This is a genomic window from Paraburkholderia sp. BR14374, from assembly GCF_040948685.1.
GTDB lineage: Bacteria > Pseudomonadota > Gammaproteobacteria > Burkholderiales > Burkholderiaceae > Paraburkholderia > Paraburkholderia youngii.
The window spans coordinates 159,090-171,161 of the sequence record NZ_JBFPKF010000005.1; the positions used below are offsets into that span (position 1 = coordinate 159,090).

Annotated in this window: 11 protein-coding genes; 5 read left to right on the top strand and 6 right to left on the bottom strand. The window is 64.3% G+C overall.

Translation table 11 applies throughout. The annotated features are described in order from the left end of the window. Window positions 1-105: 105 nt before the first annotated feature. Window positions 106-1,635, bottom strand: a complete 1,530-nt coding sequence (gene glpD, locus AB3X86_RS13870) for a glycerol-3-phosphate dehydrogenase (RefSeq protein WP_368596417.1) — start codon at window positions 1,633-1,635, stop codon at window positions 106-108. A 199-nt stretch (window positions 1,636-1,834) separates the two neighbouring features. Here glpD and AB3X86_RS13875 point away from each other — a divergent pair, with 199 nt between their 5' ends. Beyond that, on the top strand, window positions 1,835-2,209 hold the full coding sequence (locus tag AB3X86_RS13875) for a hypothetical protein (RefSeq protein ID WP_368596418.1): 375 nt from the start codon (window positions 1,835-1,837) through the stop codon (window positions 2,207-2,209). Window positions 2,210-2,266: 57 nt separating this feature from the next. On the opposite strand, the gene AB3X86_RS13880 is transcribed toward AB3X86_RS13875, so the two are convergent. The 3 genes from AB3X86_RS13880 to AB3X86_RS13890 form a co-directional block, all read right to left on the bottom strand. After that, window positions 2,267-2,920, bottom strand: a complete 654-nt coding sequence (locus AB3X86_RS13880; protein ID WP_368596419.1) for a TetR/AcrR family transcriptional regulator — start codon at window positions 2,918-2,920, stop codon at window positions 2,267-2,269. A gap of 99 nt (window positions 2,921-3,019) precedes the next feature. Next, complete coding sequence (locus AB3X86_RS13885) at window positions 3,020-3,217, bottom strand: hypothetical protein (protein WP_013090475.1); 198 nt, start codon at window positions 3,215-3,217, stop codon at window positions 3,020-3,022. A 307-nt stretch (window positions 3,218-3,524) separates the two neighbouring features. Further along, on the bottom strand, window positions 3,525-4,304 hold the full coding sequence (locus AB3X86_RS13890; protein WP_176121795.1) for a DeoR/GlpR family DNA-binding transcription regulator: 780 nt from the start codon (window positions 4,302-4,304) through the stop codon (window positions 3,525-3,527). Between the two features lie 280 nt (window positions 4,305-4,584). On the opposite strand from AB3X86_RS13890, the gene ggt reads away from it, so the two are divergent. From ggt to AB3X86_RS13910, 4 genes are all read left to right on the top strand, one after another. Continuing rightward, window positions 4,585-6,225: a gamma-glutamyltransferase gene (gene ggt / locus AB3X86_RS13895; RefSeq protein ID WP_368596420.1), complete on the top strand. Its 1,641-nt coding sequence runs from the start codon at window positions 4,585-4,587 to the stop codon at window positions 6,223-6,225. 185 nt (window positions 6,226-6,410) lie between these two features. Then, window positions 6,411-7,781: an MFS transporter gene (locus AB3X86_RS13900; protein WP_368596421.1), complete on the top strand. Its 1,371-nt coding sequence runs from the start codon at window positions 6,411-6,413 to the stop codon at window positions 7,779-7,781. Between the two features lie 332 nt (window positions 7,782-8,113). Beyond that, entirely contained in the window at window positions 8,114-8,941 is an 828-nt protein-coding gene (locus AB3X86_RS13905; RefSeq protein ID WP_176380872.1) for a ferritin-like domain-containing protein, read from the top strand. A gap of 109 nt (window positions 8,942-9,050) precedes the next feature. Beyond that, window positions 9,051-9,584: a hypothetical protein gene (locus tag AB3X86_RS13910; protein WP_368596672.1), complete on the top strand. Its 534-nt coding sequence runs from the start codon at window positions 9,051-9,053 to the stop codon at window positions 9,582-9,584. A 63-nt stretch (window positions 9,585-9,647) separates the two neighbouring features. Here the strand turns inward: AB3X86_RS13910 and AB3X86_RS13915 are convergent, their stop codons facing one another. Both AB3X86_RS13915 and AB3X86_RS13920 read right to left on the bottom strand, forming a co-directional pair. Continuing rightward, the gene (locus tag AB3X86_RS13915) at window positions 9,648-11,204 is read right to left on the bottom strand and encodes a DEAD/DEAH box helicase (protein ID WP_368596422.1); all 1,557 of its coding nucleotides are present in this window, start codon (window positions 11,202-11,204) and stop codon (window positions 9,648-9,650) included. Window positions 11,205-11,429: 225 nt separating this feature from the next. Beyond that, on the bottom strand, window positions 11,430-12,050 hold the full coding sequence (locus tag AB3X86_RS13920) for a hemolysin III family protein (protein WP_368596423.1): 621 nt from the start codon (window positions 12,048-12,050) through the stop codon (window positions 11,430-11,432). Window positions 12,051-12,072 lie beyond the last annotated feature (22 nt).

A 12,072-nucleotide genomic window follows, 5' to 3' on the forward strand; every position in this document is an offset into this window, starting at 1 on the left:
TGTTGTGAGCGAGCCGCCATAGTTTGAGGGTGCGTGCCGGCGTCGTCCAGCCGAAGCTGCGGTGGGTGGCCGGCTGCGCTCGCCGGGTGTCGTCTGCCGCGTCGCTTAGGCGCTCTGCCGGGCCGGTTCGCGCGCGAACCAGGCGTCGATGTCGCGCGTGACCTGATCGAGCGTGCCCGGCTCGACATGCAGCCCGAGCTTGGAGCGCCGCCACAGCACGTCCTGCGCGGTACGCGCCCACTCGGTATCGCGCAGATAAATCAGCTCGGCTTCGTGCAGACCCGGCGCGAACTCGCGACCGAGCTCGGCGCGCGAGTGCGCCGAGCCGATCACGCGATTCGCGCGCGTGCCATACGCGCGCGCGAGCCGATGCGCGAGCGATGCCGGCAGCCACGCATGTTCGCGCGAGAACTCGCCGAGGAAGCGATTGAAGTTCGCCTGCGCGATGTCGCCGCCCGGCAGCGGCGCGTCGGCGGTCCACGCGGGCGCGCCGTGGTGCAGCGCGTCGGTGAGCGTATCGACGGCCTGCTCGGCGAGCTTGCGAAACGTCGTGATCTTGCCGCCAAACACCGACAGCAGCGGCGCCTCGTTCGCGGGCGCGTCGAGTTCGAGCGAGTAGTCGCGCGTGACCGCCGACGGATTGTCCGCGTTCTCGTCCTCCAGCAGCGGGCGTACGCCCGAATAGCTCCAGCGCACGTCGGCGGGCGAGATCTTCTGCCTGAAGTAGCGGTTGATCGAATCGCACAGGTACTGCGTTTCGTTGGCGTCGATCGCGACTTGCGACGGGTCGCCGCGATATTCGAGGTCGGTCGTGCCGATCAGCGTGTAGTCGTGCTCATAGGGAATCGCGAAGATGATCCGCTTGTCCGGGTTCTGGACGATGTACGCGTGGTCGTGCTCGAACAGGCGCCGCGTGACGATGTGGCTGCCCTTGACGAGCCGCACGCTATGCGACGACGGCCGGCCGAGCGCGCCTTGCAGCAGCTCGCCGACCCACGGGCCCGCCGCGTTCGCGATCGCGGCGGCGCGCACGTCGAGAGTCGTGCCGTCCGCGCGTTGCAGTTGCGCGCGCCACTCGCCGCCGGCGCGCACGGCGTTGAGCAGCTTCGTGCGCGTGAGGATCGTCGCGTCGCGCTCGTGCGCGTCGAGCGCGTTCAGCACGACGAGGCGCGCGTCGTTGACCCAGCCGTCCGAATAAACGAAGCCGCGCTTGATCGTGTCGACGAGCGGCGCGCCGGCCGGATGCCGGCTCATCACGATGCCGCGCGAGCCCGGCAGCAGCTCGCGCTTGGCCAGATGGTCGTACAGGAAAAGACCCGCACGGATCAGCCAGGCGGGGCGCAGTTCGGGCACGTGGGGCATCACGAAGCGCAGCGGCCAGATGATGTGCGGCGCCGCGCGCAGCAGCGTTTCGCGCTCCTGCAGCGCCTTGCGCACGAGCCCGAACTCGCGGTACTCGAGGTAGCGCAGCCCGCCGTGGATCAGCTTGGTGCTCGCCGACGACGTGTGCGCGGCCAGATCGTCCTGCTCGCACAGCAGCACCGACAGGCCGCGGCCAGCCGCGTCGCGGGCGATGCCTGCGCCGTTGATCCCGCCACCGACGACGAGCAAATCGTATTTCGTGCGTTGCGTCACCTGTCGAGCCCTCTGGATCGAATCTGGAAGTCAGTCGGAAAGCTAATTGAACGAATCATGTTCGTTTTCGAACTTTAATGAACATATTCGAAAAAGTAAAGTTCGCTTGATTTGAACGAACGTGGATCGAATGGCGACCGAGTGGCGTAACGCGCGAGCGCGAACGATACTCTTGGCAGCAGCCATTTCGAGGTGATGAATGCGAGGATTTTTGAGGATCGGCGCTGCCGCGCTTCTGGCAGGATGCGTGAGTACGCCGAGTCTGGAAGGGACAAGGGGCGCGACGTCGTTCGAGGCGTTGCAGAAGATGTGCTCGCCGCAGACCGTCGACTACGGCCACGACGCGCAGATCGTCTACGAGACGTTCTTCGATGCCTACGTGGCGAACCGGCGCGGCCGACTGTCGAACGACGACTTCTGCGCGTTCCAGGCGTCGATCGCGCAGCGCCATGCGAGCGAGGGGACGAGCAGCGATCCGAAGCTGCGCAACCAGTGGGTCGAGTTCTTCAACGAGCAGCGCGCAAGGGCGCTCAGCTGGCGGGCGACTGTCGACCCGACCTTGCGTAGCGGCTAAGTGGCAGCGGGTTGACTGGTGGGCGCGACTCTCGCGCCGCCTGCCAGGCGCATCGGTTCACTTTTGCGGCGCCAACGCTCCGCGCCACAGCATGCGCAGGATCTGCGCGAACACCGCTTCGCGCGACGGCTCATGTGCGCCGCCGTCGGCGGAATCGGCCTGTCGGTCCGCCGGCGGCGGCAACTGGTTCGCGAGCGCGAGCATCGTGAAGCCGTGCAGGCTCGTCCAGTACGCGTAGCCGATCAGACGCGGATCGCCTTCGAGAACACCCGCCTCGACGAGCCGCTCGAAGTGCGCTTCCAGCAGGCGCCACGCGCGTTGCGACGCCGCGGCCAGCTCGGGGGAAGCGCCTTGCTGTTGCGGCGTCTGATCGAACATCAAACGATAGGCGTGCGGCTCATCGAGCGCGAAGTCGACATAGGCCCGGCTGACGGCGCTGTGATCGATGGCGGGGGCGCTCGCGGGGATCGCTTTCGCGGCCGCTTCGAGGCGCGCGGCGAAGCGGTTGAACGCGGCGGCGCGGACCATCGCCAGAATTTCTTCCTTGTCGCGGAAATAGCGATACGGTGTCATCGCGCTGCAGCCGAGCTCCTTCGCCAGCTCGCGCATCGTCACGCCTTGTGCGCCGCGGGTCGCAAACGCGTTTTCCGCGACGCGTCGCATCGCTTCGCGAAACTGCTGGATGTCGTCGGCGGAGAGCGTCTTGGGCATACGCGAGGGCGGGAAGTCCGTCGCGTGAATTTACTGCGTAAATGAGATGCGCACAACAAAGGGCCGCAAAGGCGGCCCGCTGTCAACTGCGGGGAAAACTCACGAATAACGTTTGATGGCCCGCAATGCGGTGTCGCCGGTTTCCGTCACGCGCCATTCTTCGTTGCCCGATGCGAGGCGTTCGAGTTGCACCAGTTGGCGTTCGAGCAACGCGTCGAGTTCTTCTCGGTCCATTTCGACCTGGTTGGGGGCGTCCTTGACGAGCAACAACGTGGCGAATTCATGCGGACTCAGCATCGTTCTCTCCATGTCAGCAAATTGCGGACAGCCTTGCAGTCGACCGGTAGGCCGGGGCGGGGTCCGCTAAAGATCAGGGCGGGATGTACGGCTTACACGACAGGTTCACACAACCGACGCCGTGCGAAACTCGCAACGTACGCTGGGGAACTGGAGTGTAGGCGAGCACCGATGAAACGCCAACCTGGTCCCCGTAAATTTTCCATTTGACAATTGGCCGCGCGATAGGCGGTCCGGCCCTGCAGCCAAATTCTTGATTTCACGCGAGGTTTTGCGTGCACCGCAGCATGGCGGAGAACGCCTGGAATTATCCGGCGATGTAGATTTGACAATTGGCGGCGTTCAGAGCCTCGGCCATGTCGGCGGGTGGGGCGGCGTCGGTGAACAGCGCGTCGATCTGCTCGAGATGTCCCTGGCGAACTAGCGCGGGACGACCAAACTTGGAGTGATCGGCGGCGAGGAAAACGGTGCGCGCGTGCTCGATGATCGCCTCGGCGACACGCACTTCGCGCGTATCGAAATCGCGCAGCGTACCGTCCGTTTCGATGCTCGACGTGCCGATGATCGCGAAATCGACCTTGAACTGGCGGATGAAATCGATCGCCAGTTCCCCGACGATGCCCTTGTCCCACGGTCGCACGATGCCGCCCGTCACCAGCACTTCGCAGTCCGGGTAGCCGCTCATCATGCTCGCGACGTTCAGATTGTTCGTGATCACGCGCAAGCCGCGGTGGCGGTTCAGCGCGCGTGCCACTTCCTCGGTGGTCGTGCCGAGGTTGATGAACAGCGATGCCTGGTCCGGAATGTGAGTGGCCACCAGCGCCGCGATGCGTCGCTTCTCTTCATGGAACATGCGCTGGCGCGCGGTGTAGGAGACGTTCTCGGAACTGGTCGGCAGACTGGCGCCGCCGTGATAGCGGCGCAGCAGGTTCATATCGGCGAGCCAGTTGACGTCGCGGCGGATCGTCTGCGGGGTGACGTCGAAGTGGCTCGCGAGGTCGTCCACGGTCACGAAGCCGTCGCGTTGCACCCACTCCAGCAATTCCTGTTGCCGGGCGTTGAGAGTCAGGCGGGGGTCTCGTGTCATGTGTGGTGTGTCGTGGCTGTTGTGTCGCGATTGCGGCTATTGTAAGACCATCGCGTCCCTTGTCCGCCAACTGGCGCAATCCGCTGGAATTCGCCGCGAGCACCCGCATCTGCTCGAAACCCATTCAGGCGCATTACGCATTTATTCATTTAATAAATGAATTTGTTTTTTGGCGCGCTTCGCGATGCAATCCTCGGTTTCCCGATTTACCTGCTTTACAACCTTTCCCCTGAGGTCCGGCGACTTTTTCGTGCCGGCCGCGCTTTCGAGAGTGTTCGACATGACTGGCTTCAGCAACTGGCAAAACCCTTATCCGACGCAACGTCTGCCCGTATTCGCACGCAACATCGTTTCGACCTCCCACCCGCTCGCCGCGCAGGCCGGGCTGCGCATGCTGTGGAAGGGCGGCAATGCGGTCGATGCCGCGATCGCGGCGGCCGCCGCGATCACAGTGGTCGAGCCGGTGTCGTGCGGGCTGGGCGGCGACGCGTTCGCGCTCGTGTGGGACGGCAAGAAGCTGCATGGTCTGAACGCGTCGGGCGTAGCACCGGCCGCGTGGAACGTCGATTACTTCAAGCGCAAATACGGCGAGGAAAACGGCCTCGCGCAGCAGCCGAAGCGCGGCTGGGATGCGGTCACCGTGCCGGGTGTGATCGCCGGCTGGGAAGCGCTGCACGAGAAGTTCGGCAAGCTGCCGTTCGCCGAGCTGATGGAGCCGGCCATCGAAATCGCCGAGCGCGGTCACGCGGTGGCGAGCATCGTCGCGTACAAGTGGGCGGCCGCGGTGCCGGAGCTGAAGGATCAGCCGGGCTTCGCGCAGACTTTCATGCCGCGCGGCCGCGCGCCCGAGGTCAGCGAGCTGGTGCGCTTCCCCGGTCATGCGAAGACGCTGCGCCTCGTCGCCGAGCAAGGCCCGCGCGCGTTTTACGAAGGCGAGATCGCCGAGCGGATCGCCGCGTTCGCGCGCGCAGGCGGCGGCGCTCTGACCGCCGACGATCTGCGCAACTACCGCGCTGACTGGGTCGAGCCGATCGGCAAGGACTATCGCGGCTACACCGTGCACGAGATTCCGCCGAACGGCCAAGGCATCGCGGCGCTGGTTGCGCTCGGCATCCTGGAAAAGTTCGACGTGAAGTCGCTGAAGGTCGACAGCGTCGAGTCGCAGCATCTGCAGATCGAAGCGATGAAGCTCGCGTTCGCCGATCTGTATCGCTACGTCGCCGATCCGCGCTCGATGGAAGTCACGCCCGAGCAGATGCTCGACGACGCGTATCTGAGTTCACGCGCGAAGCTGATCGATCCGAAGCGCGCGACGCACTTCGACTTCGGCATGCCGAAGGCGGGCGGCACTATCTACCTGTCGGCCGCGGACGAGAGCGGCATGATGGTCAGCTTCATCCAGTCGAACTACATGGGCTTCGGCTCGGGTGTCGTGGTGCCCGGCAGCGGCATCGCGCTGCAGAACCGCGGCTGCGGCTTCTCGATGGACCCGAAGTCGCCGAACGTCGTCGAGGGCGGCAAGCGGCCGTTCCACACGATCATTCCGGCATTCCTCACGCAGCAGGTGAACGGCCAGCAGGAAGCGGTGATGAGCTTCGGCGTGATGGGCGGCGACATGCAGCCGCAAGGTCATCTGCAGACCGTGGTGCGCATGCTCGACTACGGACAGCAGCCGCAGGCCGCGTGCGATGCGCCGCGCTGGAAGGTCAACCGCGACTTCACGGTCGATATCGAGTCGACGCTCGATCCGAGGACCACCGAGGGCCTGCAGAAGCTCGGCCACACGATCAAGTCGGTCGACGATCCGTACATGGACTTCGGCTCCGGCCAGTTCGTCTGGAAGCTCGATCGCAACGAGCCGGAGCGCGGCTACGTGGCGGCCAGCGACAGCCGCCGCGACGGTCTGGCGGCCGGCTTCTAGGCCACGACGAGGCAACGCGCGGAGCTGAGCTCGACACCGGAGCTCAGCTCAGACACCCGGGCAACAGGCGACGAACGCGCGGCATTCCATATGCCGCGCCAATGCGCACCCACCAGCCGCCCCGCCGATGCAGGCGAAGCCGCGCCCGACACAGCTTTCACGCAGCAGACACGCAGGAGACCATCATGAACACCCCCGCGTCGCATTCGACAAGCGCTTCCCCTCACGCCGCGCCGCTTTCGAAAGCGATGGTGCGGCGGATCGTTTTCTCGTCGTCGATTGGCAACGCGCTCGAGTGGTTCGACTTTCTGGTTTATGGCTACTTTGCGACGATCATCGCGAAACAGTTCTTCCCGATGCAGGACGAGTGGCTGTCGACGCTGCTCGCGATCGCCACCTTCGGCATCTCGTTCCTGATGCGCCCGCTCGGCGCGATCGTGCTCGGCGTGTACGGCGATCGCAAGGGCCGCAAAGCGGCGCTCACGCTCGCGATCGCGCTGATGATGGTCGGTACTTTCACGATGGCCGTGATGCCACCGTTTTCGACGATCGGTCTCGCGGCGCCACTGCTGGTGCTGTTCGCGCGGCTCGTGCAGGGCTTCGCGGTCGGCGGCGAGTTCGGCAGCGCGACCGCGTTCATGGTCGAACACAGCGCGACGCGGCGCGGCTACTACGCGAGCTGGCAGTTCGCGAGCCAGGGTCTCGCGGCGATCACCGCGGCCGCCTTCGGTTCGCTGCTGACCGCGTGGCTGCCGGCCGAGCACCTGAACAGCTGGGGCTGGCGTGTGCCGTTCGTGTTCGGTCTGCTGGTCGGGCCGGTCGGCTACTACATCCGCTCGCATCTGGACGAGACACCCGAATTCCTCGCATTGCGTGAAGAGCGCGCGGCTAGCGAAGCGGCCGGCGAACACAAGGTCCTGAACGGATCGAAGGACGCGTCGTTCGCGAATCAGTGGGTCAACCTGCTGCTCGCGATCGGCATCGTTGCGCAGTCGACGGTCGGGGTGTACGTGCTGCAGCTCTATATGCCGCTCTACGCGGTCAAGCAGCTGCATATGGCGGCGGCCGCCTCGTTCGGCGTGGTCGTGCTGAACGGCGGCATGCAGTTCATCTTCTCGCCGATCATGGGCGCGCTGTCCGATCGCATCGGCCGAATTCGCATCATGCTGAGCACGTCGATCCTGATGGGCCTGCTGATCTATCCGATGTTCGCATGGTTGCAGGCACATCCGACGATTGGCTGGCTGCTCGTGCTGCAAGGCGTCGCCGGTATTTTCAAGGCCTCGTACTCGGGGCCGATGCCCGCGCTGATGTCGGAGATCTTCCCGACCCAGGTACGCTCGACTGGCCTTTCAATCGGTTACAGCATCGGCGTGACGATCTTCGGCGGCTTCGCGCCGACCATCGTCGAAACCTTCATTCATCTGACCGGCGACAAACTCGCGCCGAGTTATTACGTGCTGCTTGCGGCGGTGCTTTCGGGCGCATCGCTGATCATCGTCGCGCTGCGCATGCGTCGTGTGCGTCCCGTCTCGGGCGAGGTACAACCTGCCTGAGGAAGAGGGGGCCGCCTAGGGCGCCCGTGTGCACAATCCGCCGGACGTGGTGTATGTCCGAAAAGCCAGCCTTTTCGACTGGCTTTTTTTTGCCTTGCAGACATCGTTTTTAGTTCGCTGCAAGATTTCGACTATCTTGGAATCGGAACTGCGTCGTTGCGGCATGGTCTGTGCTGTGTGAACTGCATGGTCGGATATCTCCGGCTAACATGCAGAGTACAAGGGCCCAACTCTAAATCACGGCGTTGTATCCGGCACGGAGAACATCACGGCGAGCGCGAGGGCGGTTGCGAAGAACTCCACGGGTCGGTACAGCATGGGAGCAAGACACAATGCACACGGAGCTGAACCATGTCATGCCCTGGCGGATCGAGGACATCGATCTGACGCGCATCGACCGGCAGAAGGCCGCGGCCAACGAAGACCTGCTGCTGTTGCTGTGCGCGGCATCGTTCATCGAAAGCGGCACTGATCTCTACACCAGCAATCTGAGTACATTTTTCAACGACGACCCGGAGGTCTCGGCCTGGCTCAATCACGAGTGGGAGCCCGAGGAAATGCAGCACGGCCGGGCGCTGCAGACCTATATCGCGTATGTATGGCCCGAGTTCGACTGGCATACCGCGTTCCGCAATTTCATGGGCGAGTATTCGCTGACTTGCTCGGTCGACGATTTCGAAAAGACCCGGGCGCTCGAGATGGTCGCGCGTTGTGTAGTCGAAACGGGTACCGCGACGCTGTATCGAGCGATCAACGAATGCTCGGATGAGCCGGTGCTCAAGCAGATCACCGACAACATCCGCACCGACGAAGTCCGTCATTACAAGCACTTTTTCAGGTACTTCAAGAAGTACAACCGGATCGAGGGCAACGGCCGGCTCGCGGTGCTCGGCGCGTTGATGCGTCGCGTGATGGAAATCAAGAACGAAGACTCGGAGATCGCATTGCGCCACGTGTTCGCGATTCGCTATCCGGAGCGCGTGCACGACTCCGCGTATAACCGCGAGCGCGCGGCGCGCATCAATAAGCTGGTGCGGCGCAATCTGTCCGCCGACATGTGTGTGAAGATGCTGCTCAAGCCGCTCGACCTGCCGGCGCGCATTCAGCCGGGTGTGCATTATCCGCTCGCGAAGATCACGCAGCATGTGTTCTTTCGCTGAGCCTTGAAAGCGAATCAAAGAGCAAAGCCCGCATCAGCCCGCATCAGCGGGCTTTGCTTTTATCGAGGCATGATTGAGCTTGACCCACTACTTCGACTGGATCGATGGCATGAGCGATTCCTCCTCCGCATTACCGTCCGCGCGTCCGCTCGAACAGAATGTGTTCGACGAATGGCCGGCCAACGTGCGCGCGTTGTTCGACGGTTCGTCGCTTGCGGACAAGGTGGGCTTCACCGCGTCGCTGTTGAGCGTCGATGCGAACGGGCACGTGCGCACATCGCTGTTGAGCGTCGGCGAACTCTATGCACCCGACTCGCGCACGCTGTGCATTGCGCTATGGCCGCAGGCGCGCGCGACGGGCGCGATTGCGCAAAGCGGGCGCGCGGCGCTGAGCTTTGTATGCGATGCGGCGTTCTATCAGGTGCAATTGCGTATCGCGCCGCTGCCCGGTATTGCGGGCGATGACAGCGGCCTCGTCTATCTGCTCGGCTCGATCGACACAGCGGAAGCGCAAAGCGTCCGTTATGCGCGCCTGACGGGCGGCATCACGTTCGAATTGCAGGGAGAGGGGAGTGCAGTGCTCGAGCGATGGGAACAGCAGATCGAGCATTTGAAGCGGGCTGCCGCGGCGAGCAGCCGTTAGTCTTCGAGCAGGGAAGCGCTAACGGCTGGTACGCACGCTGGCAGCCCTTAGGCCGAGCGACGCTTAACGGCCGCGGTCGCCGTTGCGCGACGGTTGCGCGCCACGCGGCGCATCGTTGCGCTTCACGCCGCCGCCGAGCAACGCGCCCGGATTGCCGTTGGTCGAACGATTGCCTTGAGGCTTGCGTGGCGCGTGGTGCGCGGGAGCGCCATCATGCGCGGCGGCACGCGGCCGATCGTCGTGCCGCTGAGTATCGCGACGCGGCTGACCGCCATTGCCGGCCGGCTTCGCACCTTGCGGCCGCGGCGCGGGCTGAGCGTTCGACGCACGCTGTCCCGAACGCTGACCGGGGCCTTGAGCCGGCTTGGCCGATGCGCCACCACCAGCAGCGCCGTCACGACGCCCCGCGTCTTGTCCCTGGCGCTGCGAACGCCCGCCGCCACCCTGGCCGCGTCGCTGGATCGGCTCCGGCTTCGCGGTCGGGTCGGGCTCGAAACCGGCGATAACTTCCTGCGGGACCGGACGCTTGATCAGCTTCTCGATGTCCTTCAGCAACTGCAGTTCATCGACGCACACGAGCGACACCGCCTCGCCCGTCGCGCCCGCGCGACCCGTGCGGCCGATGCGGTGCACGTAGTCTTCCGGCACGTTCGGCAGATCGAAGTTGACCACGTGCGGCAGCTGATCGATATCGATGCCGCGTGCCGCGATGTCGGTTGCCACCAGCACCTGCAGCGTGCCGTCCTTGAACTCGGCAAGCGCGCGCGTGCGGGCCGATTGGCTCTTGTTGCCGTGGATCGCGAGCGCGCTGATGCCGTCCTTCGTCAGCTGCTCGGCGAGGCGGTTCGCGCCGTGCTTGGTGCGCGTGAACACGAGCACCTGGAACCAGTTGTGCTGCCGGATCAGATGAGTGAGCAGCTCGCGCTTGCGGTCGCGATCGACCGGGTGAATCTTTTGCGCGACCGTTTCGGCCGTCGTGTTGCGGCGCGCGACTTCGATCAGCGCCGGTGAATCGAGCAGGCTGTCGGCGAGCGCCTTGATCTCGTCGGAGAAGGTTGCCGAGAACAGCAGGTTCTGACGCTTCGGCGGCAGCTTCGCGAGCACGCGTTTGATGTCGTGGATGAAACCCATGTCGAGCATGCGGTCCGCTTCGTCGAGTACGAGAATCTCGAGATGCGACAGGTCGATGGTCTTCTGCTGCATGTGATCGAGCAGACGGCCCGGCGTCGCGACGACGATGTCGACGCCGCGCTTCAACGCATCGATCTGCGGATTGATGCCGACACCGCCGAACATCACGGTCGACTTCAGCTTCAGATACTTGCCGTACGCACGCACGCTTTCTTCGACCTGCGCGGCGAGTTCGCGCGTCGGCGTGAGGATCAGCGCGCGCACCACGCGCTTGCCGCCGGCGGCCGGCGACATCGAATTCAGGCGCTGCAGGATCGGCAGCGTGAAGCCGGCGGTCTTGCCGGTGCCGGTTTGCGCGCCGGCGAGCAGATCGCCGCCGTTGAGCACGGCCGGGATCGCCTGAGTCTGGATCGGAGTCGGGCTGGTATAGCCGAGTTCATTGACAGCGCGGACCAGCGGTTCGGACAAGCCGAGGGAATGAAAAGACATAGAAGCTCTTTGCAATGCAGTTTCGCGAACGGCCCCGCTGAGCCCATAGGACCCCAACGCGGAAAAACCAGCGCGGCATCGACACGCCCGCATGGCGTGTGCGAGGCCGCAGCCCGGTTCCGTTCACGGAGAAATCGGCGGCACGCTCACAGATGTGCCGAATGTTTCAACGCGCTATGCAGACACGTCGACTGGCCTTAAGTTGCAATTCGTCGCCGCGGAACGTCACGCGACATAGCGCGCGACACTGACGAATTGACACAGACTGCCCGCCAGTACGAACAGGTGCCAGATACCATGTCCGTGGCGGATGCGCTCGTCGTTGATGAAGAAATAGATGCCGGCGCTGTAGATGACGCCGCCGGCCACGAGCCACGCGGTACCCGCGGCCGGCAATGCCTGCACCAGCGGGCGGACAGCTACGAGCGCGAGCCATCCCATCAACACATACAGCACCATCGACACGCTGCGGGTGCGTCGCCCGAGCGTGAGTTCCTGCACGATGCCGAGGGCAGCGAGCCCCCAGCTCACGCCGAATAGCGACCAGCCCCACGGTCCACGCAACGTGACGAGCGTGAACGGCGTGTAACTGCCGGCGATCAGCAGGTAGATCGCCGAATGATCGCATTTCTGCAGAATCGCCTTCAGTCGCGCATGGCTGACGCTGTGATACAGCGTCGAGATCGCATACAGCACGAACAGCATCGCACCATACACGCTGAAGCTGACGACCTTGTACGCGTCGCCGGCGAGCGCGCCCATCGTGACGAGCGCCGCCAGCCCCACCACCGACAGCACGGCGCCGACGAGATGGGTAATGCTGTTCAAACGCTCACCAACGGGCACGACTCTTTCCTCCTGCACGGTC